Source organism: Paenibacillus sp. J22P277 (assembly GCF_059383675.1).
The window spans coordinates 885,284-907,984 of sequence record NZ_JBXENS010000003.1 but is presented as its reverse complement, the minus strand read 5'-3'; the positions used below and the strand labels follow the sequence as shown (position 1 = coordinate 907,984).

Below are 22,701 nucleotides of genomic sequence, written 5' to 3'. Positions count from 1 at the left end.
ATGGGCGTTAAATTTCGGTTTATTCACGCCGCGGATCTCCATGTCGACAGCCCGTTCCGGGGACTGGCGGAGGTGCCTTCCCATGTGCGCGAAGCGCTTCAGGAAGCGACCTTTCGGGCGGCCGGGCATCTTGTCGATACGGCACTCGCGGAGCAGGCTGATTTTGTCGTGATCGCCGGCGATCTGTACGATTCGGCGGACCGTTCGCTGCGCGCGCAGCTGGCCCTGCAAAAAGAATGGCGGAGGCTGCATGCCGGTGGCGTGCGGCTCTTTGTCATTCATGGCAATCACGACCCGCTCTCGGGCCAGCGGGCGAAGCTGAACTGGCCGGACGGCGTTCATTTCTTCGGGGCCGACCGCGTCGAGCAGGTGCCGGCGTATACGAAGCAAGGAGAGCTGGCGGCTTACATAACGGGCATCTCGTACGGGTCGCGGTCGGTGACCGAGAATCTGGCGGCGGGGTATCGGGCGAGACTGGATGGAAGCTACGAAATCGCGCTGCTGCACGGGAACGTGGACGGGAACGACGGCCATGACCCGTACGCGCCCTGCCGGCTGGACGAGCTGGTCGGCGGAGGCTTTCACTATTGGGCGCTTGGGCATATTCATCAACGTGCGGTATTGAACAGGTACCCGCATGTCGTCTACGCGGGCAACACGCAGGGCAGGCACGCCAAGGAAATGGGCCCGAAAGGCTGCTACGTCGTCGACGTGTCGGCTTCCCACGAAACGGAGCTTGAATTCATGCCGCTCGATACGATTCGCTGGGCGCATCTGCGCACGTCGATCGACGGGATCGCTTCGGAGCAGGCGCTGCTGAACGCCATGGAAGCAGCGGCGTCGGAAGCGGCCGCCGGCTGCGAAGGGCGATCGCTCATGGCGCGCTTCACGCTGATCGGCAGAGGTTCTCTGCATGACGGATTGGGCGATCCCGGACTGCTTCGGGAATTGCTCGAGGGCCTGCGGGAACGAATGGCCGAGAACGGCTGGCAGTCGGGGGCGGGAAGCCCGGACGGCGCTTGGTGCTGGATATCCGGCATCGAAGCCGCGACGGGGGCGGATCTGAATCTGGACGCGCTGGCGGAGGAAGACAGCTTCGTCGGCGAGTTGATCCGGGAGAGCGCGGAAGCCGGGAACCATGAGGCGTCATTCAAGGAACTGCTGGACGAAGCGCTTCAGCCGCTGCTCGGCCATGCCAAACTGCGCAAGCTGACCCGGGCGGCGATAGACAGAAAGGCCGCGGATTGGTATGCCCAGGGCAGGGAGCTGGCTGTCGGCTTGCTCGCGTCCGAGCCGGGCGCGCGCCTCGGAGGCAATCAGGGCCAGGGAGGGGACGGCAGATGAGACTAAGGAAGTTGCATGCGGAAGGCTTCGGCAAGCTGAGCGATTTCGCCTGCGATTTGGACGCGCCGTTCACGGTCGTCTACGGGCCCAACGAAGCCGGAAAGAGCACCATGCTCGGGTTCATCCGCACCATGTTGTTCGGATTCGCCAATAAAGGGAGCTTGACGGAGCGCCTGGAGCCGGTGAACGGAGGCCGTCACGGCGGACGGTTGTTCTTCGACGACGAATCAGGCCGTTCGCATGTCATGGAGAGATTCGGAAACGCCTCGGGCAAGGTGCTGGTCAGGCGCATCGCCGAAGACGGGGCACACGGGGATGTCGGCGAACGCGGAGAAACGCTTACGCAGCCGCAATGGGAGCGAATGTATCTCGGCGGCATAGGAGAGCGGGTCTTCCGCGAGCTGTTCGCCATCACGCTGACGGAGCTGCAGGCGATCGGGATGCTGGAAGGGGACGAGCTGGGCAAGCAGCTGTATCATGCCGGCTGGAACGGCGGAAGCGCGATCGTCGGCGCGGAGAAGCAGCTCCAGGGCGGCATGGACGAGCTGTTCAAGCCGCGGGGCAGCAATCAGCAGATAAGCAAGCTGTTGAAGGCGCTGGACGAGACGGAGGACGAGCTTCGCGGGCTGGAGGACGGGATCGCCGAATTCAACGGGCTTACGTCCGCGATCGAAGCGGCGGAGGACGAACTCGCCGAAGCGGAGCGAAAGCGGGGTCCGCTTCGCGAGACGACGGAACTGCTGGCACGGGCAGTCGATATCCGGCCGACCTGGCTGTCGCGGCTCGCGCTGCTGCAGGAGCTGGAAGGGCTGAGGGATGTTCCGCGCTTGGCGGGGGATGCCCGAGGCCGCTGGGAAGCGCTGGCGGCCGAGCTGAGGCGCGTCCGCGAAGAGCTTCGCGAGGCGGACGAGCTCGCCGCCGTGCTGGACGGCCGGATCGAACGGCTGCACGCCGATCAAGCGCTGCTTGCCCGCAAGACGGATATCGAGACGCTGATGCTGTCCGCGGAGCAGACCGCGGCCGCCCGCCAATCCGTCATCGAGTTGGAGGCGGAGGCCGGCGAGCATGCCGAAGCGGCGAGAAGGCTGCTGCGGCGCATCTCGCCGGCATGGACGGAAGCTTCGCTGCGCGTCTTCCATGCCGGCGTCGCCGACCGGGAGGCGATCCGCGTCCATCGGACGGCGCTGCAGGAAGCGGAGAAGGCGCTGCATTTGGCCGAGGCCGCGCATCGCGCGGCGGCGGAGCGCGAACGGGAAGCGGCCCGGCAGTTGGCGGATCCGGAATCGGAAGCGGGTGACGGGGCTCCGGCCGGTTCAGCCGGACGAGCCTCGGCAGAGCGCGAATGGCATTCGCAAGCCGGCGGCGAAGCGCTGGCGGAGATTTTCCGTCTGCTGCCGGCGACGGCGGACGCGCTGCGCTATGCCGCGCGCCAGTTCGAGGACGCCTGGCGGGAGCTGGAGCTCGCGGAGCTGCGCGAGCGCCACGAGGCCGAGGCGGCGGCGCCGGCAGCGCGCAGCCGAGGCGCCGGCTTTGGCGGCGGCGCCGGTTATTGGGCGGCCGCCGGGGTCTTGGCCGCCGGCGCGGCGGCGCTCGCGGCCGCAGGCATGCCCGCCGCCGCGGCCGCGGCAGGCGCCGCCGCGGCCGCGCTGGCCGCGCCGGCGCTGCTGCGGCTCGCGCGGCGGCGCGAATCCGGCCGCGAGGTCCGCCGCGGCCGTTCCCGCGCCGAGCCGCCGGCGGCGGCCGGGCACGCCGCGGCCGCGGAGCAGCGCGTGCTCGCGGCGCTCGGCGCGCTCGTCGCCGCGCCGGGCGCCGCGCTGCCGCTGCTGGCGCGCGCTGGCGAGCGTCGGCGCGCCGCGGGCAGCGCGGACGCGGCTGCGGCGCCGCGCGAAGCCGCCGCGGCGAGCCACGGGCTGCCGCGGCGCGGCGCTGTGCCCGCCGCCGTCGGCCCGGCGGAGCTGCTCGCGCGGCTGCGCGCCGCGATCGACGCGCGCCAGGACGAGCTCCGCGCGCAGGCGAGCCTTGCCGCGCGCCGCGGAGAGCTCGCGCACGCGCATGCCCGTCTGCGCGCGCAGGAACAAGCCGCCGGCGCCGCGGCGGAGGTCGCGGCGCAAGCGGCCGATGCCGTCGCGGCCGGCTGGCGCGACTGGCTGACGGAACGGACGCTCCCGCCGGCGCTGTCGCCGGAAGCGGCCATGGAGACGCTCGATCTCGCCGAACAGGCGCAGCTTCGCGTCCAAGCGCATGACCGCGCGGCGGACAAGGCCGCGCGGCTGCGAAACGGCATCGCCGCGTTCGAACGGTCGGTCGGCGCGCTTGCGGACGCGTTTCCCGAGCTCGCGTTCCGCGATGGCGGCGACGCCGTCACCGCATTGCGGCTGCTGCAGGCGGAAGCCGACAGACAGGCTGCCGTTCGCGCGGAGCGGGAAGAGCAGCAGAAGAAGCAGGGCGAGCTCGCCATACGCAGGAACAGGCTCGATCATACGCTGTCGGAGCTGGCGACGCAGCAGGAGCATTGGTTCGCGGCGGGCAAGGCCGAAGGCGAACTGGCCTGGCTGAACGCGCTGGAACGATCGGAACGGCTGGCGGAGATCGAACAGGAGCTGTTCCGCCTGAACGCGCTGCTGAGCGCCGGACTGTCGGAGACGGATCAGGCCCGTCTGGAGAGCTGGTACGCCGGCATGGACGAAGCCGCGCTGCGCGGAATGCGTGCGGATGCGCAGCGGGAATGGACGCAGGCCGAACAGGCGCGCGCCGGTTTGTTGGAGAAGCTCGGAAGGAAACGGCAGCGATTGGAGCAGCTGCTCCGGGACCGGGACAGGCAGCGCTTGATCGGCGAACGCGAACAAACCGCCGCCGCCTTGGAGGAGTTGATTGGCAGGTACGCGGTGCTGTCGATCGGATTGACGATGATCAAGCGGACGAAGCGGATCATGGAGGAACAGCGCCAGCCCGGCGTGCTGCGCGAAGCGTCGAGGCTGATGAGCCTGCTGTCCGAGGGACGGTACAAACGGATCTCCATGCCGGAAGGAGAGCGGAAGGTCGCGCTGGAAACGCACGACGGCCGCATCGTGGAGAGCGGTTTTCTGAGCCGGGGAACGGCGGAGCAGCTCTATCTGGCGATGCGGTTCGCGCTTGCGGACGAAGCCGCCGCCTCGCATTCGCTTCCGCTGCTTCTCGACGATCCGTTGGTCAATTTCGATTACGGCCGGCTGCAAGCGGCGGCGGGCGTGCTGAAGGAGCTGGCGGAACGCCGCCAGATCGTGTTCTTCACCTGCCATGCCCATACGAAGGATCTGCTGCTGGAGCGCGTACCGGGCGCGCGGCTGATCCGGCTTTCCGGCTGATGGCTGCATGAACTATATGCTTGATTGTGCTATTTGCATGGATAATTCCGTTCAGGACGAATCATTCCACTCGTTATTGCAAGAAAACTACGCCGGCTCAAGATCCGCCGCCGAGCGAGCGTTTTATCGGCTTCGGATCGGGGGCTTATGGCGGATGAGCAGGATCAGCCAGCCCAGGCTGATCAAGCCGAAAATCGGATAGAGCGTGGAGAGCAGCGGCCCGAAGCCGATCTGGCTCGCGATGTAGCAGGCGCCGAGCGTGAGAATGGTGAGCAGCGTGCGGGACAGCTTCACGCGCTTCTGCAATTGCAGCGTGAGCCCGTAAACGTCCGCGATCAGCGTGGTGAAGATCTCGGCGAAGATCAGAAAAATATAGATCCACTGGATGCCGTGCCCGAGCTCGCGGGCGATCCCGCCCATCGGGATGGCGAACTGCTGGATGCCGGGCATGTAGACCGACAGCGCGATATGGCCGGCGATCAGCATGAAGCCGATGCCGATGCCGCCGACCCACGAGCCGTAGACGATCGCTTTGCGGTCTTCGATCTCGCCTCCGAGCGGTACGAGAACGGCCTGCGCCATGGCCAGGTTGAAGGCGGCGTACAGGAACGGGGAAGCCCATACCGCGAACGGCGAGAAATCGCTCGACAGCACCATCCAGCGGGCCGATCCCGGCGTATGGACCGTATCGATGATGATCAGCACCGTGAACAGCAGCATGACCGGCACGACGATCGAATTGACGGTCAAGATCGCGTTCATGCCCTTGCGCAGCAGCAGGAAGCAGCCGGCGATCGTCAGCAGCAATCCGGATTGATACGAGATATTCCAGTTTTCCGAGAAGATCGCGCCCGCCCCGGCGAGCATGACCGCGCACACGCCGAACAGGATAATTTGCATGAAATGGCTGATCCAGCGCCCGAAGCGTTCGCCGAACAGCACCTGATTGACATCCTCGTACGATTTGGCCTTCACGTCGTTCGAGATCAGCATCATCTTCGTGCCGAGCCATACGAACATGATCGTGGCCAGCAGGATCGTCAATGCGCCCATTACGCCGAAACGGGTAAAAAATTGCAGGATCTCCTGCCCCGTCGCGAACCCCGCGCCGACGACCGTTCCCATATACGTAAATGCGATTTGCATGACTTTATTGATCCGTTTCATCTTTCATTCATTACCTGCCTTTCGTGGACGGCCTATTTTAAGGGTATGTCCGAGCGGGGACAGGCATGACTAATATCCATATCCATTATCCGAGGAAAGCAGTTGATCTTATCTTATGGCTATGGTTTTGGCCATCGGCGTCTTTACGGTTTCGCTTGCGCTGATCATATGGAAGCCGAAAGGGCTTCACGAAGCGCTGACCGCCTTGACCGGTGCGGCGCTGCTGTTCGCCGCGCGCCTGCTGGTGCCCGGCGATGCGGCCTACATCTGGCATTTCGTCTGGGATGCCACCTTCTCGCTTATCGGCATCATGCTGTTTACGTCGCTCCTGGACGCGAACGGCTTCTTCCGCTGGGCGGCGCTCCATATCGTGCGGCGGTTTCACGACCGGCAGCTGCGGCTGTTGATCGGCTTATGCGCGCTTGCGGCGGGCATCACGGTTTTCTTCAATAACGACGGCACGATTCTGATCATGATTCCGATCGTGCTGGAGGTTACCGCGCTGCTGCGGCTGACGCGCAAGGCGAAGATCGCGTTCCTGCTCGGCGTCGGCTTGATGGCGGATACCGCGAGCGCGCCGCTCATGATGAGCAATTTGACGAATATTTTGACCGCGGATTTCTTCGATCTGTCATTCGAGGATTACGCGCGCACGATGCTGCTCCCGGGTCTCGCGGCCATCGTCGCGACGATCGCGGTCACGGCAGGGTACTTCGGCAGAAGCATTCGTTCGGAGGAAAACCGGCTTGAAGCGCCGCATGCCTTTCCGGAGCCGGCCTCGGCGGTCTCGGACCGGAAGCTGTTCCGGCTGTCGTGGCTCATCGTCGGCTTCATGATGGCGGGGTACTTATTTTCGGGGAGACTGGGGATTCCGGTGGCGTTCATCGCGCTTGGCGGAGCGGCCGTTCAGTGGGCGGCGAGCATGGCTTCGGGGATGGGAAACATTCGCGCGACCATTCGGCGAACGCCGTGGTCCATCGTCGTGTTCGCGTTGTCGATGAACCTGATCGTGTACAGCCTGTACCTGCATGGCGCCGTTGATTGGTTTCCGCGCGCGCTGGAGCCGATGACGGACAGCGGTTCGTTCGCGGGCATTCTCGGATCGGGGGCGTTGTTCTCGCTGCTGAGCGCGGGGGTCAATAATTTACCGGCCGTGCTGGTGTCTTCGCTGGCCATTCAGGAATCCGGAGGTCCGCATTACTTGCCGTACGCCAGTCTGCTCGGCACCTCGGTGGGGGCCAAGCTGACGCCGATCGGTTCCCTTGCGACGCTGCTTTGGCTGCAGCTGCTGCGTAAGGGCGGCATCGATATGTCCTGGCGGGAATATGCCAAGTACGGAATGGTGCTTACGCTGCCGATCTTGTTTTGCGCCTTGTTGACCTTATGGCTGGTCGTCGGCTGAGAAGAGCTTGATCGAGAGAATCCGGCTGTTCCGCGGGTCGAGATCGAGCTTCAGCAATGCGCCTTTCGCTTCGTAGGCAAGCACGCTGGACGTATGCGTGTCCGGTTTACCGAGCTTCTTGACGGCGTCCGCTTCGTTATCGCCGATGCGAAGTCCGCCCAAGCCGGCAGCCGCCGTCTTGTCGAACACTTCCACGAACTTCACCGCACCGGCGGAGGTGTAGCCGAGCGCGAAAGCCGCGTATTCCTCGACCGTCAATTTGCCGTCCCCGTCGTCGAGCGCGTAGGTGTCGTTCGGCTTGCCGAGCTTCTTGACGGCCGCCGATCGGGCGTCGCCGATCCCGATCCCGAGCAGCTTGGGCGATTCGGGATGCCAAGCATCCTCGGCTTTGACCGCCGGCGGGGAGGGTTTGCCGGGTTTGCCGCCCGAGGATTCCGTGGTGGCATCGGTGGTCGCGGCGTTAATGCCGGTATCCGGAAGGTTGTCCGTTACCGGAACGACGGAGCCGTCTTTCGTATCATAGGTTTTCTGAGGGCTGTCCGATCGGACGTCAGGGTTATGCGCTTGCGCGGCAGCATCGCCGGCGGCGGCATCGCGTCCGGCCGGACCGGCATAATCCAGCCGGCAGCCCGTAACGGCGATGGCCAACAGCACGGCAGCCGCCGCGATCGCGACATGTTTAGCCTGAAGCGTTTTCATGACGAGATAACCTCCTGCTTAGGCAGTGGAATGATTTTGTAAGGACTTTGTTATATAGTAGACGCAGCGGTTGGAAAAAAGTTGCAGCCGGCGGCGCGATTCGCGTTATTTTTAAACGCCATCGGTTGCGTGAATCCCCTGCCATATGGTAACTTTAACGGAAAAAGATTTTTGGTGGAGGGAACGCGAATGGAACTGTTAAAAGAACGCATTCTGCGCGAAGCGACGGTTATCAATCAAGATGTGCTGAAGCTGGATGCGCTGCTCAATCATCAGGTCGATCCGCAGTTAACGCTGGAGATGGGCAAGGAATTCGCGCGCCTGTTCGCCGAGACGCCAATCACGAAAGTCATCACCGTCGAATCGTCCGGCATTCCGGTCGCGTTCGCGACCGCCATGGCGCTGAACGTTCCGCTCGTGTTCGCGCGCCGCAAGAAGACGCTGATCGCCGATCCGGATTCGTATTCCGAACGCGTCCCTTCGTTTACCAAAGGCATCGTAACGGACATCATGGTTTCCCGTCAATTTCTAACGGAGCAGGATACGGTGCTCTTCATCGACGATATTATCGCCAACGGGGATGCGGCGCGGGGCCTGATCAAAATCATCGACCGTTCCGGCGCGAAGCTGGCCGGTCTCGGCATCGTCGTGGAGAAATCGTTCCAGGCCGGCGCGCGGACGATCCGCGAACAGGGCATCCGGGTGGAATCGCTTGCGAGGATCGCTTCGCTCGAAGGCGGCAAAATCCGCTTCGAAACCTAGGTTCCATAATCAGCATCTTTCCGAGTCACGCGTTTTGACTTATAATGTTCATAAGTACGGATGGGGGAGGCACAAAATATGGCTAATCTATCAGCTGAGTATTTATTGACCAAGTTGTCGGACGCGAAAAACCATTTTGAACGTGCGCTCGATTGTAAGCATACGGAGTTTGATGACTTGTATCCTTATATGATCGAACATCCCCAGTTTTTCTGGTATAAGCGCTACGTCGCTTGGTCGGAGCTTTTGACGATCGTCAAACTGTCGGAAGAGATCGAGATTGACTGGAAGGGCCAATTCACGGAGAAGCAGGCGGATTACATTACAACTCGCGTGATGTCTTCCCGCGTGCTGGACGAATGGTACGAAACGAACGATTCCAAGGAACACGTCAGCTAAATCGGAAACGAACGGGAACCTCAATGCCTGCGCAAGCCGCGGGATTGAGGTTCTTTAAACATGCGGGGGCAAGCCGGGCTGCGTACGGAATGCGGAACCGGCAGTCTACGCAAGGCCGGAATTCAGGAAGAAAAGGGCGGGAAGACGCATGATTACGGATGAACAACTGGATCGCTATCGGATCGAAGGCACGCCGCTTCGCGTCGTCCGCGACAATATCGAAACGAACGACGTGCTCGGGATCGTCGTCGCCTGGGACGCGGAAAGCGTCGTGATTCGCAAACGGAGCCGCAGAGTGGTGAAATTAAGCCGCAGCTACGTCTATGAGCCGGTCACCGCGCCGCGGAGCGAAGTCTAGCGGCCGCGGGACCGCCGATTCGGTTCGCGCGATCGTACGCTATTGTTTGAAAATTTGAACTTTGCGGCTTGTCTTGACTTAGATGGCGGCTGGATGCTACTATAAAAAACGTGATTGCGGCTTAGCCGCGGTCGATCTGCCAGATGCGGTCGTGGCGGAATTGGCAGACGCGCTAGATTCAGGTTCTAGTGGTGTAACAGCCGTGGAGGTTCGAGTCCTCTCGACCGCATATCCTCATCAACAACAAGCTTCCGATCTGCATATTCCGGCAGGTAGGGAGCTTTTTTTCATATCTGCCGCGCTTGCGATTCTGGCAGGCATCCTCCCCAAACGTTGAGCAATAAAGTCGAGTCCCGTTCCTCGGTTCGTTCCATTCTGGTAACGATTTCAGCACGGCAACCCAGACAAGAAGCATATGTAATGTAAGCGCTGTCCCATGCTCGTCCTTCACCGAAAACGATCGCAATCGCAGGGAGGAGATTCGAGAATGAAGCTGTGGTCGCTGCTGGCGCTTCCTTTTCGCCGTTTGCTGATCCGCAACAAAATCATCGTCGTCTACATACCGCTCATCCTTATTCCGCTGTTCGCGCTGGGCTACTTCACCAGCCACTTGTTCACCGATTCCCTGATCGCCATGACGAAGGAAAACGTGCAGGACGAATCGACCTTGATCCTGACCAGAATCGATTCGATGATCCGCAACGCGGAAAGCAGCGCCAATACGATGATGGAGGATTTCAACCATATCTACGAGAATTTCCCCGCTCCCTTGACGCCGTTTCAAGAGAATCAGCTGCGCATCCAAATGCAGGCGCAGTTCAGCGTCGATCTGCTTAATTTTCCCGATATCGATTCAGCCGCCTTCATCGATTCGCGCGGCCAGCTGTATACGTCGTATTTTCCCGCCAGAGACGGGGACCGCAAGGTCTTCGGCAGCGGGCTGATCGCGAAGATCGACGAAATGCCGAGCTATGGCGTCAACAATTGGTTCCCGATGCAGCGGCGGCAGTATCTTGTCACCGATCCGAACGTGCCGGTGCTGTCGATCGGCAAACAGATCATCGATCTGAAGTACGGCCGCTCGCTCGGCATACTTATCGTCAACATCAAGGAGAGCGCGATCTCCGCCGTCTACGACAAAATGGGCGCAAGCGGCAGCGAGCATTTCATGATCATCGACGCTCAAGGAACGGTCGTTTCCTCCCCCGATAAATCGGAGCTTCTGCAGCCGATGCGGGACGAACGACTGCGCGGCTTGATTCAATCGAAGCCGTCGTTCTCGGACATGCTGCGCACGCAGTCGGGCGAGAATCTCGTCACGAGCGCGGCGTACGAAAAGCTCGGCTGGAAGCTGGTCAATATCGTGCCGCAGGCGGCGATTACGGCGGATATTCGCAAAAATATCCGGATGACGGTCCTCATCGGCGCGATCTGCCTGGTGTTCGCGCTGATCGGCGCGGGCCTGCTCTCGCACGTGATCGTCGGACCGCTGCAGCAGCTGGCGAAGGCGATGCGGCGGGTGAAGGAGGTCGATCTGGCTGCGGCGGTTCGAAGCGAGACGGCGGACGAGATCGGCCTGCTGGCGTCCGTGTTCAATTCGATGATCTCGCGCATGAAGGAGCTGCTCCAGCGGGTGGAGGAGGAGCAGCGGAGGAAGAAAGAGTACGAGCTGGCCCTGATTCATGCCCAGATCAAGCCGCATTTCCTGTACAATACGCTCGATCTGATCTACCTGTTGAACGACATGGGCCGCAGCCGCGAGGCGCGGGACACGACCAAATCGCTTGCCGACTTCTATCGCGTCGCGCTCAGCAAGGGCAGCGAAATGATCACGCTCGGCGAGGAGATCAAGAATGCCCGCGATTATCTGACCGTTCAGCATACCAGATACCCGGACGTGTTCGATTTCCGCGTCGAACTGCCGCCGGACGTGCTGCGGGCGATGATTCCCAAGCTGTCGATCCAGCCGATCGCGGAAAATGCGATCTACCACGGGCTGAAGTTGAAAGGGTGTCCCGGTACGCTGCGAATCGGCGGCTACCGCGACGAGCAGACGGTGACGATCGTCGTCGCGGACGACGGCATCGGCATGACGGAGAGCAAGCTGAGCGCGATATGGAACCGGCAATCCGGCGGCGAGCAGCCCGTCTCGTTCGGGATCTACAGCGTGCATGAACGGATTCGGCTGTATTTCGGCGAGGAGTACGGCGTGACGATCAGCAGCGCGGAGGGACGCGGCACCGAAGTTCGCATCCGGCTCCCGCTGGAGAGGCAAAGGAGGGATTGGCATGCATAACGTCATGATCGTGGACGACGAGCCGTTGTTCCGGGAATATTTGCGGACGAAATTCAACTGGGCGGCGCTCGGCATGACGGTCGCATGCGAAGCCCGTCACGGTCTGGAGGCGTTGGAGCTGGCGAAGGCGCACCGGCTGGACATCGCCTTGGTCGATATCAACATGCCTTTCATGGACGGGCTGGCGTTGTCCGAGCAGTTGAAGCTGAGCTATCCGGACATCTCGATCGTGCTCGTGACCGGGCACAATGAATTCGAGTACGCCCGCAGAGCCATCCGCATGGGCGTGAAGGATTATTTGCTCAAGCCCTTCGACGAGGAGGAGTTCGAGGTGACCCTCGGCAAGGTGAAGAGCTTCATGGAGGCGGCGCGCGCGGACCGGACCGGCATGCAGTTCGACCTGCTGCGAGAGAGCTTTCTGCTGAAGCTGATCAGCCGGGACGCGGATAGGAAGCGGGAGGACGTCGAAGCCGCCATGTCCCGGTTCCGCATCCCGGAATCGCCGGGCTGTTATCTCGTGGCCGTCACGGAAATCGATAACATGCAAGCCATTGGCGATGCCGCCGAGCAGTCGCTGTGGAAGCATACGCTGGACAATCTGCTCCGCGATCTCTTGACCGTTCGCGGCGCGCATCATCTGTTTCGCGATGCCGACGGACGGGCGGTCTCGATCGTCGCCTTCGACGACGCCGCGGACGGCGCGGAGTTCGACGGGCAGGCCTTCTCGCGGCTCGGGCAGATGGTGGAGCGGCATTTCAAATTCACGGTCACGGTCGGGATCGGACGTTTGACGAGGGATTTCATGGCGCTGAGCGTCTCCTATCGCGACGCGCTCATGGCGATTCGCGGCAAGCTGACGTCGGGACAGGGCGGCGTCATTTGGTTCGAACGGCTCGGCGAAAGCCCGGAGCGGTTCGAATTCTTCTCGGTGGAGCTGCAGGAAAATCTGATCTACTGCCTGCGAATGAAGGATCGGGACGGCGTCGAGATGCGGCTCGACCAAGCGTTCGCCGATCTCGGCAAAGCGCCGACGACGGTCGATAACGCGCTGACCGGTCTGATGGGACTGGTGTCGCTTATCTTGTCGTTCGCCATCGAATCGGGCGTCGTCATCGGCGACGTGCTGGGTCCGGACTTCGCGCCGTACCGCGAGCTGCGGCAGCTGTCGACCATCGGGCAGTGCAGGGAGTGGATGACCGAGCTGTACCGGCGGGTCATGGAGGCGAGCTTCGGCCAACGCGCTTCGAAGTCCGTCAAGTTGTACGAAGCGGCGAAACGGATCATTCACGAGCGCTTCGCCGATCCGGCACTGTCTGTCGAGACGATCGCCGGCGCGCTGTACATCGATTCGAGCTATTTGCGCAAAATCTTCAGGCGCGAAGGAGGCATGCCGGTGTCCGATTATTTAACCTACGTGCGAATTCAGCGAGCTAAGGAGCTGATCGGCAGGGGAGAGCTGAAGCTGGCCGTGATCGCGGAGCAGGTCGGCTATAACGAGGCAGGCTACTTCAGCAAATGGTTCAAGAAGCATTTCGGCGTCTCGCCGACCGAATACGAGAACCGGAAAAGGCCTTGAACCCGAGCAGGCGGCCGGTGTGCAATCGGATGCCGCGACCGATGCGCTTATCTTGCCAATCGGCCATGCCAGTCGGCGGCGATGACTCGGGCGAGCCGCGCCGCCGCCGCGCCAAGCCGCGAATGACGTTGGCCCGTTTTGCGCGGATATGGCCCGGTTATGACATTCTCTTCGGCGGCGCCGGAAATTTATAATGGGAACGAGCCGATGTAATCGCTTGCAAAAAGTCTCCCGGCTCAATTCGCTTTTCATGGAGAAAGAAGGGGAATGTATTGAGAAAACAACGCTTCACGGTATTCGCTTCGACGGCAGCGGCGCTGCTGATCCTCTCCGCCTGCAGCAGCGGCGGCGGAAACGCGAACAACGCGAACAACGCGGCGACTGCGCCCGAGCCGGCCGAATCGGCAACGAACGACGGCGCAACGGCCCCGGCAGCGGAAGAGCCGGTGAAACTGCGCATTTACGCCGCTTATTTCGACGACGACACGAAGAAGCCATACGACTATGCGGTAGCCGAGCTTAAGAAAGAGATGCCGAACGTCGAGCTGGTGCTCGACCCTTCGATGCAGGACGACGGCCAGAAGCTGCGCACGTACGCCGCTTCGGGCAACATGCCGGATATCTTCCAGGCCGATTACAAGACGATGAAAGCGTTTGCGGCCTCGAAAAACATCGAGCTGCTCGACGACGCGGCGCCGACCGCGCAGTTCAAGAGCGACCTGAATCCCGGCAACGAGCCGGTCATGATTACGCCGGACGGCCATGTGTACTCCTACCCGTTTGCCGGCATCGAATTCCAGATCCTGTATTACAACAAGAAGATCTTCGCCGATGCGGGCGTGGAGGCGCCGATCAAGACGTACGATCAATGGAAGGATGCCATCCAGAAATTCAAGGCCAAGGGCATCGTGCCGCTGGCGATCTTCTCCAAAGAAAAATGGATCGGCAATTCCTTCTTCAAAGGACTGTTGACGAGAGAAGAGCCGCAGGGCTACGCGGCGTTGACCGGCAAGGAGCTGCCCGACGCGTTCAAGCTGGCAGCGAAGCAGTTCAACGATCTGAAGGATGCGGGGCTGTTCGATCCGAATGCCACCAACACGAACTACGACCAAGCGTCGTCGATGTTCTACACAGGCAAGGCGGCGATGCTCGTCAACGGCCAGTGGGAAATTTACAGCGCGGATAAGAACCTCGGCGCGGACGTCGATTGGATGTACTGGCCGGCCAAGGACGAGGCGACGTACGAAGCGAGCAAGTTCAACATGGACGGCTCCGGCGAACCCGGCGGCTTCTCCGTCTCCCCGACCAGCAAGAACAAGGATACCGCGATCGAAGTCGCCGCGTTCCTGGCGCGCAAATACGCGGAATTCAAATATACGCAGCTCGGCAACCCGATCGTCTCGGTGAAGATCGACAAGCCGGTCGTCGCCAAGCCGCCGGCCATGATGCAGCGACTGATCGACGAGACGCTGCCGAACGTCAAGAACTTCGCCAAGCTGAACGAGAACGTCAAGATCAACACCGCCATCGACGACAACACCCAGAACCTGATCGTCAAAGGCTTCAGCGACCAGGACTTCGCCAAAAACATGAATCGGGTGCTGGCGAGCGAGAACAAGTAACGAGGACTAACCCATGGATTGGAATGAGCAACGATGAGACATTATTTCGGCAATAAATGGGCGATTGCGGCGTTCGCCTTGCCGGCGCTGCTGCTGTATTCGCTCGTCGTCTCCTATCCGGTGGTACAGAGCTTGTACCGCAGCTTCTTCGAATGGGACGGCATCGGCGCGGGCACCTTCAACGGGCTGAGCAACTACGCCGAGCTGTTCCGCGATCCGCTGCTCGTCACGTCGCTTCGCAACGGCGGGATATTCGCGCTCGTGCTCGTCGTCTTTCAGATCGGGCTGGGCACGATCCTGGCCTTGGTCTGCGCGGATATGAAGATCAAAGGGCGCAAGGTGCTCAAGGTCGGCTATTTCATCCCGGTCGTGCTGTCCGTGACCGTCGTCTGCCAGCTGTGGATCGCCATCTACGATCCGACGAACGGGCTGGTCAACCGCTTGTTCGAGCTGGTCGGCATCCCGTACCGGCAAAATTGGCTGACCTCGCCCGCCGTCTCGATCATCGCGATCGCCTTCGTCAACGCGTGGCAGTTCATGGGGTATCAGTTCAGCCTGCTCTACGCCGGCATCAAATCGATACCCGAGCAATACGTGGAGGCCGCGATCATCGACGGCTGCACGAAGTGGGGCGCGCATCGCAGAATTACGATTCCGCTGATGGCGGAGACGTTCAAGTTCTGTCTGATCGTCGCCATTACGGGAGGCATCGGCGCGTTCGTCCAGATGCTCATCATGACGAGCGGCGGTCCGGGGACGACGAACTTCACGCTGACGTACATGATTTACCGGTACGCCTTCAGCGAATTCGAATATGGCTACGCCTGCGCGGTATCCGTTTTCCTGGTCGCCATCAGCCTGCTTGCCACCGTCATCATCAACCGGTTGTTCCGTCAGGAACGCATGACCTATTAGAAGGGGGCAGACGGCACACTCATGCTGACCAGAATAAAACCGGGTTCCATCCTGCTGCAGGGCCTGTTGTGGATTTATTTTCTCGTCTCCGTCTATCCGCTTTTCTGGATGATCACGTATTCGCTCAAGAACAACGACCAGATCTTCGTCACGAATCCGTTCGGCATCCCGCTGCACATGCATTTCGAGAATTACGTCAACGCCTGGGAACAATTCAACGTGCCCCGATATTTCGTCAATTCGCTGGTCGTCTCGGCGATCAGCACCTGCGGCATCCTGCTCCTGTCGGTCATGTTCGCGTACACGGTGGCGAGAATGGAGTGGCGCTTGCGGGAAGCCGCGCGCATCTACATGATCATCGGGATGTTCATCCCGCTGCAGGTCATCATGATTCCGCTCGCCATACTGGTCAAAAACTTTCACCTGACGAACACGTACGGGGCGCTGATCGTGCCGTACATCGCCTTCGGCCTGCCTTTCTCCTCGCTGATCTTCTACGGCTTCATGCGAACCATTCCCGTCGAGCTGGAGGAGTCGGCGTGCATGGACGGGGCGAGCATTTACAGGACGTTCTTCCGCATCATCGTGCCGATCGTGCGGCCGGCGGTCGCGACGATCGCGATCTTTCAATTTTTAGGCGCGTGGAACGAGTTCCTGCTTGCGTACATCCTCATCTCCGACGAAGCAATGAAGACGCTGCCGCTCGGCCTGCTGTTCTTCCAAGGGCAGTACAGCACCGATTGGGGCGGGATGGGCGCCGTGATGACCATCGCCAGCCTGCCGATGGTCATCATGTTCTTGTTCTTCAGCGATCAGGTCGAGCGGGCGCTCACGGTCGGCTCGGCCGTCAAAGGGTAAGAGGCAGGCGGCTTGGACAACGAACCGTCTAACGCAGACTAAACGAGGGAAGTGACGAGAGGATGAGCAATCCACTTGGTATCGGCGTCGTAGGGGCAGGAGCCATCGCGACGCGGCTGATGGCGCATCTCCGGCTGCCGGATACGGCAGGGAAGGTCAGACTGGCGGCGGTATGCGATCCCGTCCCGTCCAGGGCGGAAGCCGCGGCAGCCAAATACGGGGCGGCGGCGGGGTACGAGAGCTACGAGGAGCTCCTGCGCGATCCGAGCGTGGATATCGTGACGATCTGCAGTCCGATCGGGCTCCATTACGAGCAGGGCGTCATGGCGATCGAAGCCGGCAAGCATGTCCACTTCAACAAGACGATGACGACGACGGTGGAGGATGCCGACGATCTGATCCGCCGCGCCGCCGCCGCGAACGTGCGTCTCGTGGCCTCGCCGGGCATGATGATCGATCCGGCGTCCCGCCGCAAGCGCAAGCTTTATCTGGAAGGCGCGCTGGGCCAGCTCGCCTGGGCGATTACCGGCACGACGATGGGCGACGGCGCTTACCATCTGAACGAAGACGTCCGCACGGGCAGCGACGTGCTGAGCAACGTTAACCCCGGCTGGTATTTCCGCAAGCCGGGCGGCGGGCCGATCTACGACGCGACCGTCTATCCGCTCCACGAGCTGACGGGCATTCTCGGACCGGCCAAGCGCGTGACGGCGCTCTCGGGCATCGGCATTCAGGAGCATTGGTTCGGGCAGGAGCGAATCGAGACGGAGATGGACGATTCGACGATTTTGCTGCTTGATTTCGGCCGGGCGGTCCATGCCGTCGTCTACTCGACGATCGCGGGCGCCGCGACGGAGTGGGCCCCGAGCATCTACGGCACCAAAGGGGCGATCGTCGGCTCGAAATTCGGCGACGAGCCTTTGAAGCTGGAGGACGACCGGTTGCCGCATGTATCGGGCGAGCACGCCGAATTGCGCGAGGCGCATGTCTACGAGGACATCATGCAGCTGGTCCGGTGGGTGAGGGAGGATATCCCGTCCGTTGCCAACGCCGAGCATGCGCGCCATGTCATCGATATCATCGAATCCGGCTACCGGGCGGCAGAGACCGGGATGACCCAAGAGCTGCGCACGACCTTCGAGCCGCTCGCGCTGTCCGAACTGTAGGTCGGCTGCGCGAGCGGCGCGCCATCGCCGGCCCATGCGGGCTGCCATGACCGATTGCAACGGAAAGCGGCAGACTTGCCGTGGCGCTTCGGAGCCGGTGCCGTATGGGCTGCCATGACCGACCGTTCGCGCCGGCCCGCGGCGGACTTGCCGCGGTACGGTACGGCTCCGGCGGTTGCGATGAAACCGAATGGCTGCCGTCGTTCGCTTTCTTTCCACGAATACGATTCAACGGAGGTTGGGATACCCATGCAAATCAGTCCATCCGAGCTGGCCGGCGGCAGATTGCTTCCGGAGACGCTCGAACTGGCCGTCAATCTGATCGAGGTCAACGGTTATGTCATCTTCGAAAAGGTACTGACGGAAGAGAAGATCGAGAGGATTCATCGCCGTTATCTTGAAATTCTGGAACCTTATCTCGAGGCGCATTACGAGGAAGTGTACAATCCGGACAACGGATTCAATGATGGGACGAATCATATCCGATTGTACCTGCCGTTCGAGATGCCTTTCATCGACGAATCGATCATCGCGCATCCGTTTGTCACGGCGGTGCTCGACCGGCTGTTGGGCGAGGACTGCGTGCTGCATTATTTGGCAACCAATACGTCGCTGCCCGGAGGACGCAACAGCCAGCCGGTGCATGCCGATACGGGCTCGCACTTCGGCGACCGCTGCGCCTTGAACCTGCCGATCTCGAATCTGATCGTCAATTTCCCGCTGGTCGACACGACCGAAGAGAACGGCCCGATGGAGATCTGGCCGGGCGGAACGCATCTGCTGCCGGACTACCGCTACGGCTCCAAGTCCTACAGCAAGTCCAAGCTGGCCGAGCATATGCATGTCGTCAAAGCGCTCATGCCCGCCGGCTCGATCATGATCCGCGACGACCGGATGTGGCATCGCGGCACGCCGAACCGTTCGGACCGTCCCCGCCCGAACATCGCGATGATTTACGCCCCGCCGCCGAACGCGCCCCGCAAGGGCAGCATCCACATTCCGCAGGAAACGTACGATTCCCTCTCGGAGCGCGCCCGCAGGCTGCTGCGGATGGAGAAAATCGGCTTCCCTGTGACCGCGCCGTCCCACTGAACGGCAGCCAAGCACAAGGCGCGAGCCGGATGTTTCCCGGCTGCATACCGCTGCGCAACCGACTGCGCCCGTCGGCGAAGCGGACGACGAACGTTCTCTCGCGTCCGCTTCGGCTCGCATGCTTTCTTCGATCAACCCTTCCGCGGAAGGGTTTTTTCGTTATGGGCAGCCAGGCGAACCGTGCGGAACCCGGTGAAGAAGGGGCTCAGTCCCCGTGAAACAACGCGCGGTATTTCTGCGGATGCATGCCGGCATGCTTCTTGAAGACGGTGCTGAAATACGTGGCGTTCTCGAAGCCGACCATCTCGGCGACCTCGAGAATTTTCAAGTCCGGCGATTTGAGCAATTCCTTCGCGGCTTCCATCCGTACCTTCGTTACGTACTCGGTGACGCTTTCCCCGGTCTCCTGCTTGAAGATCAGGCTGATGTAGTTCGGCGACAGGAAGACCTGCTCCGACAGCCTCGACACGGTGATGTTTTCCATGTAGGAGCGCTCGATGATCGATTTGATTTTAAGGATCGTCCGGCTGTTCTTCTGGGTATGCTTCCGGGCGAAGTACCCGGCGAGCTCGCCGAACAACCCCAGCATCGCGTCGCGGAGCTCGGCTGCCTCGCGTTTGTCGTAGATGTCGAGGTAGATGGAAGAGTAGCCGGGAACGATGTCCCGGATGTTCTCGTCCATCTCGACGATCGCCTTGTCGGCCATGTTGATGAGCTCGACGCAGACGCTCTGCACATAGCCGATCGGCAGGCGGCGGTTGTCGCACAGCGTATCGAAGATGAACCGCACGGTAGCGGTTGCCTCGTCCATGCCGCCCAGCTTCATATGGCGGATCAGTTTGGTTTCGGCGTCGAACAGCTTCGGAAATTCCAGCTCGTCCGCGTCGACCTGGAAATCCCCGATGAACAGCACCGAGTTTTTCCCCGTGTAAAATTTGAATTTGATCGCCGCGAGCGCTTCCCGGTAGGACCCGTACAGCTCGACCGCGTTGCGCACCGGATTGCCGATGCCGAAGGAAACGGACAACTTCAGGAACGATCGGACGCTGTCCGACATCTCCCGGCAGAGGTCGGCCGGGCCGGGGGCTTCCGGGTTCCGCAGCCGGAACAAGACGACATGCTCGTTCTCGTTCATGATGAAGGCGAGGCCGTTCCCGCCGCGCGAGACGATCTCGTCCAGCACGTTGTTCACGGAGAAGCCGAGCAGCTGCTTGCGGACGTCGCTATAGCGCTCGATCGCCTTCTCGTATTCGTCGATCTGCATCACCGCCGCCGTCCATTCGCCGTCGCCCTCGAGCGGAAGCCCGTAGGTCGCCAGCTTGCTTCGCGCGTCTTCTTCGTTCGCAAGCATGCCCATGACGAGCTGGGCCAGAAACTTCTCGCGCAGCACCGGCAGGTTCTCGTGCAACTGCTGCCGCAGCTGCACGGTCTGGGCCTCGCGGCTGCGCTCCGAGGCGATGGAGGCGACGACCTTCCGGACGGTCTCCTGCAGCTCGGCGATCTTGATCGGCTTCAGGATGTACCCGTCCGCGTTCAGGCTGAGCGCCGTCTTGGCATAGCCGAAATCCTCGGCTCCGCTGATGATGATGATCCGCACGGGATCGCCGGCTTTCTTCAGCTTGAGCGCGGCTTCCAGCCCGTCCATCATCGGCATGCGAATGTCCGTCAGCAGGATATCGGGCCGCAACCTGCTGCACAGCTCGAACATTTCCAGGCCGTCCGCGGCGTCCGCGATCACTTCGATCCCGAGCTCCTCCCAGCGCACGACCTCCTTGAGTCCCTCCCGGACGTTATATTCATCATCGGCGATGATCATCTTGAGCATCTTCATTCTCCTCCCATGTTGTCACGGCCGGCATCGTCACGGTCACGAGCATGCCCGGTCCTTCTCTGCTGCGGTAGCGAATGCCCGCCTGTTCGCCGAATACTTGCTTGAGCCGTTGGTCCACGTTGCGGGTGCCGAACGAATCGGTCGCGCCTTCTCCGCCGGCCAGCATGGCATTCAAGGCGTTCGCGTCGGCGCCGACGCCGTTGTCGGCGATTTCGATGACGATCCGGTCCCCGATCTTACGGGCGTCGATCTCGATGAAGCCTTTGCCGTGGCGTTTCTCGATGCCGTGCAGGATCGCATTTTCGACGAGCGGCTGCAGGATCAGCTTGACCGTCAAGTGGCCGTAGACCTCGGGCTCTACCCGAAGCGCGTAATCCAGCTTGTCCTTGAACCGGAACCGGTGGATCGACAGATAGCTCTCGACCTGGCGCAGTTCGTCCTCGATCGGGATGATGCTGCGGCCTTTGCTGAGGCTGTACCGGAAAAAATCCGACAGGCTCGTGACCATGTTGCTGATGTCCGGCACGTCGTGGCGCAGCGCGATCCAATTGATGGAATCGAGCGTATTGTACAGGAAATGCGGATTGATCTGCGACTGCAGCGCCTTGAGTTCCGCTTCTTTCTTCTTGACCTCGCTGACGTACAGCTTGTTGATCAACTCTTTGATCTGCATTATCATCTTATTGTATTGGCTGAACAGGTACGTGAATTCGTCCTTCCGCCGATATTGGACCTGGATGTCGAAATTGCCTTCTTGGGCATAGGACATCGTCTTGATGAATTTGCGGATCGGCTTCGTGATATTGTTCGAGAGCAGGAGCGCAATGGCGAAGGCAAGCACCATGCAGAGCGCGAGCACCGCGTACATCGCCCGCCGGAAGGACACCAGCTTGCCGTTGAGATCGCTGATCGGCGACACGGAGACGACGGTCCAGTCGAGGTTGTCGATGCGCCGGAAGGATACGAGCTCGGACCGACCGCCGATGCGTTCGTCGAATGAGCCCACCGGCTCCGGCAGCTTCAGCAGCTTCGGAATATAAGCATCTGCCGCCAAGCTGCGCCCGAGCAGATCAAGGTCGGGGCTCACGATCACGTTCGCTTTGCTGTCGACGATGAAGATGGAGCTGTTCTCGGAAGGCTTGAGCTGGACGAGCATGCCGTTGAAATCGTTGATATCGGCATCGATCGTAAGCAGGCCGACGTAAGGAATCGTCATGTTTCTCAGGCCGAAGAGCCGCTTGGCGAGCTTGATCGTATAGGACGTGCCGCCGGCCGTCGTATCCGCCTGCAGGCCGACGATGGAATATCGGGCTTTCTGCGGCAGGGCGACGTACCACGGCTCTTTCTCGATCTCGCTGATCGTCGACACGTTGCGCGAGAAATTATATTGCACGTATTCGGGCCGGTCCAGCATGTACAGCTTCGGGACGAACTGTTTGGCCGGACCTTCGGGCTGCGCGTAGATATCGAGAATCTTGTTCAAATTGGCCAGCTCGTTCACGAACCCGACCTGATCGGACGGGCGTTCGGCGGACAGCATGTCCAGCATGTCGGGATTGAGGTAGATGGAATTGGCCACGCCGTCCATTTCGTCGAATTTCTTGACGAGCACCGTTTCCATCATCGCGAGGTTCTTCTGAACCGAGGCATTGATGTTCTCCGTGATGGTCTGGTACGACTCGTTGTAGATCGTCACGGAGATGATCGACGTCGGCAGAATGACGAGCAGCAGAAAATAGAGCAGCAGGCGGTATTTGAGGCTTACCCGGTTGAACGGAAGCAAGCCGTATGCTTTACGGAGCGTGAGCATGGGAACCCGCTCCTTTCCACGATTTGATGACAACGGTTACACACCATTATAAGGGGATTA

The 22,701-nt window shown here is 61.1% G+C and carries 17 protein-coding genes and 1 tRNA gene; 14 read left to right on the top strand and 4 right to left on the bottom strand.

The annotated features are described in order from the left end of the window. Positions 1-1,344, top strand: coding sequence for a metallophosphoesterase family protein (locus tag AC50YL_RS13030; protein ID WP_494832431.1), 1,344 nt, complete (start codon positions 1-3; stop codon positions 1,342-1,344). Then, positions 1,341-4,688, top strand: coding sequence for an AAA family ATPase (locus AC50YL_RS13025; protein ID WP_494832430.1), 3,348 nt, complete (start codon positions 1,341-1,343; stop codon positions 4,686-4,688). The genes AC50YL_RS13030 and AC50YL_RS13025 overlap by 4 nt, the downstream gene beginning before the upstream one ends. A gap of 123 nt (positions 4,689-4,811) precedes the next feature. Here the strand turns inward: AC50YL_RS13025 and AC50YL_RS13020 are convergent, their stop codons facing one another. Then, the gene (locus tag AC50YL_RS13020) at positions 4,812-5,855 is read right to left on the bottom strand and encodes a YkvI family membrane protein (protein WP_494832429.1); all 1,044 of its coding nucleotides are present in this window, start codon (positions 5,853-5,855) and stop codon (positions 4,812-4,814) included. A 115-nt stretch (positions 5,856-5,970) separates the two neighbouring features. Here AC50YL_RS13020 and AC50YL_RS13015 point away from each other — a divergent pair, with 115 nt between their 5' ends. Continuing rightward, positions 5,971-7,257 (top strand): ArsB/NhaD family transporter, encoded by a 1,287-nt coding sequence (locus AC50YL_RS13015; RefSeq protein WP_494832428.1) that lies wholly within the window; start codon positions 5,971-5,973, stop codon positions 7,255-7,257. Here the strand turns inward: AC50YL_RS13015 and AC50YL_RS13010 are convergent. Beyond that, complete coding sequence (locus tag AC50YL_RS13010) at positions 7,237-7,956, bottom strand: hypothetical protein (RefSeq protein ID WP_494832427.1); 720 nt, start codon at positions 7,954-7,956, stop codon at positions 7,237-7,239. The genes AC50YL_RS13015 and AC50YL_RS13010 overlap by 21 nt on opposite strands. 189 nt (positions 7,957-8,145) lie before the next feature. Here AC50YL_RS13010 and AC50YL_RS13005 point away from each other — a divergent pair, with 189 nt between their 5' ends. From AC50YL_RS13005 to AC50YL_RS12955, 11 genes are all read left to right on the top strand, one after another. Next, positions 8,146-8,718, top strand: coding sequence for a xanthine phosphoribosyltransferase (locus tag AC50YL_RS13005; RefSeq protein WP_494832425.1), 573 nt, complete (start codon positions 8,146-8,148; stop codon positions 8,716-8,718). A 78-nt stretch (positions 8,719-8,796) separates the two neighbouring features. Next, positions 8,797-9,117 (top strand): hypothetical protein, encoded by a 321-nt coding sequence (locus AC50YL_RS13000; RefSeq protein WP_494832424.1) that lies wholly within the window; start codon positions 8,797-8,799, stop codon positions 9,115-9,117. 148 nt (positions 9,118-9,265) lie between these two features. Continuing rightward, positions 9,266-9,475 (top strand): hypothetical protein, encoded by a 210-nt coding sequence (locus AC50YL_RS12995; RefSeq protein WP_494832423.1) that lies wholly within the window; start codon positions 9,266-9,268, stop codon positions 9,473-9,475. 145 nt (positions 9,476-9,620) lie between these two features. Beyond that, positions 9,621-9,704: transfer RNA gene (locus AC50YL_RS12990), tRNA-Leu, on the top strand. Positions 9,705-9,962: 258 nt separating this feature from the next. Further along, complete coding sequence (locus AC50YL_RS12985) at positions 9,963-11,771, top strand: sensor histidine kinase (RefSeq protein ID WP_494832422.1); 1,809 nt, start codon at positions 9,963-9,965, stop codon at positions 11,769-11,771. Then, positions 11,764-13,347: a response regulator gene (locus AC50YL_RS12980; RefSeq protein WP_494832421.1), complete on the top strand. Its 1,584-nt coding sequence runs from the start codon at positions 11,764-11,766 to the stop codon at positions 13,345-13,347. Before AC50YL_RS12985 ends, AC50YL_RS12980 begins: the two co-directional genes overlap by 8 nt. Positions 13,348-13,619: 272 nt before the next feature. Next, positions 13,620-14,969, top strand: coding sequence for an ABC transporter substrate-binding protein (locus tag AC50YL_RS12975; RefSeq protein ID WP_494832420.1), 1,350 nt, complete (start codon positions 13,620-13,622; stop codon positions 14,967-14,969). A 33-nt stretch (positions 14,970-15,002) separates the two neighbouring features. After that, positions 15,003-15,884 (top strand): carbohydrate ABC transporter permease, encoded by an 882-nt coding sequence (locus tag AC50YL_RS12970; protein WP_494832419.1) that lies wholly within the window; start codon positions 15,003-15,005, stop codon positions 15,882-15,884. Positions 15,885-15,905: 21 nt separating this feature from the next. Then, positions 15,906-16,742 (top strand): carbohydrate ABC transporter permease, encoded by an 837-nt coding sequence (locus AC50YL_RS12965; protein ID WP_494832418.1) that lies wholly within the window; start codon positions 15,906-15,908, stop codon positions 16,740-16,742. A 62-nt stretch (positions 16,743-16,804) separates the two neighbouring features. Next, entirely contained in the window at positions 16,805-17,908 is a 1,104-nt protein-coding gene (locus tag AC50YL_RS12960; protein WP_494832417.1) for a Gfo/Idh/MocA family protein, read from the top strand. Between the two features lie 249 nt (positions 17,909-18,157). Beyond that, entirely contained in the window at positions 18,158-19,000 is an 843-nt protein-coding gene (locus AC50YL_RS12955) for a phytanoyl-CoA dioxygenase family protein (protein ID WP_494832415.1), read from the top strand. 205 nt (positions 19,001-19,205) lie between these two features. Here AC50YL_RS12955 and AC50YL_RS12950 read toward each other — a convergent pair whose 3' ends face one another. After that, a complete protein-coding gene (locus AC50YL_RS12950) occupies positions 19,206-20,825 on the bottom strand; it encodes a response regulator (protein ID WP_494832414.1) in 1,620 nt (539 codons plus the stop codon). Continuing rightward, on the bottom strand, positions 20,800-22,641 hold the full coding sequence (locus tag AC50YL_RS12945; RefSeq protein WP_494832412.1) for a cache domain-containing sensor histidine kinase: 1,842 nt from the start codon (positions 22,639-22,641) through the stop codon (positions 20,800-20,802). The genes AC50YL_RS12950 and AC50YL_RS12945 overlap by 26 nt, the downstream gene beginning before the upstream one ends. Positions 22,642-22,701 lie beyond the last annotated feature (60 nt).

Excerpts from the sequence above, each read along its gene's own strand:
- AC50YL_RS13030 (WP_494832431.1), top strand. The coding sequence starts at position 1 with ATGGGCGTTAAATTTCGGTTTATTCACGCCGCGGATCTCCATGTCGAC.
- AC50YL_RS13025 (WP_494832430.1), top strand. The coding sequence starts at position 1,341 with ATGAGACTAAGGAAGTTGCATGCGGAAGGCTTCGGCAAGCTGAGCGAT.
- AC50YL_RS13020 (WP_494832429.1), bottom strand. The coding sequence starts at position 5,855 with ATGAAACGGATCAATAAAGTCATGCAAATCGCATTTACGTATATGGGA.
- AC50YL_RS13015 (WP_494832428.1), top strand. The coding sequence starts at position 5,971 with ATGGCTATGGTTTTGGCCATCGGCGTCTTTACGGTTTCGCTTGCGCTG.
- AC50YL_RS13010 (WP_494832427.1), bottom strand. The coding sequence starts at position 7,956 with ATGAAAACGCTTCAGGCTAAACATGTCGCGATCGCGGCGGCTGCCGTG.
- AC50YL_RS13005 (WP_494832425.1), top strand. The coding sequence starts at position 8,146 with ATGGAACTGTTAAAAGAACGCATTCTGCGCGAAGCGACGGTTATCAAT.
- AC50YL_RS13000 (WP_494832424.1), top strand. The coding sequence starts at position 8,797 with ATGGCTAATCTATCAGCTGAGTATTTATTGACCAAGTTGTCGGACGCG.
- AC50YL_RS12995 (WP_494832423.1), top strand. The coding sequence starts at position 9,266 with ATGATTACGGATGAACAACTGGATCGCTATCGGATCGAAGGCACGCCG.
- AC50YL_RS12985 (WP_494832422.1), top strand. The coding sequence starts at position 9,963 with ATGAAGCTGTGGTCGCTGCTGGCGCTTCCTTTTCGCCGTTTGCTGATC.
- AC50YL_RS12980 (WP_494832421.1), top strand. The coding sequence starts at position 11,764 with ATGCATAACGTCATGATCGTGGACGACGAGCCGTTGTTCCGGGAATAT.
- AC50YL_RS12970 (WP_494832419.1), top strand. The coding sequence starts at position 15,003 with ATGAGACATTATTTCGGCAATAAATGGGCGATTGCGGCGTTCGCCTTG.
- AC50YL_RS12965 (WP_494832418.1), top strand. The coding sequence starts at position 15,906 with ATGCTGACCAGAATAAAACCGGGTTCCATCCTGCTGCAGGGCCTGTTG.
- AC50YL_RS12960 (WP_494832417.1), top strand. The coding sequence starts at position 16,805 with ATGAGCAATCCACTTGGTATCGGCGTCGTAGGGGCAGGAGCCATCGCG.
- AC50YL_RS12955 (WP_494832415.1), top strand. The coding sequence starts at position 18,158 with ATGCAAATCAGTCCATCCGAGCTGGCCGGCGGCAGATTGCTTCCGGAG.
- AC50YL_RS12950 (WP_494832414.1), bottom strand. The coding sequence starts at position 20,825 with ATGCTCAAGATGATCATCGCCGATGATGAATATAACGTCCGGGAGGGA.
- AC50YL_RS12945 (WP_494832412.1), bottom strand. The coding sequence starts at position 22,641 with ATGCTCACGCTCCGTAAAGCATACGGCTTGCTTCCGTTCAACCGGGTA.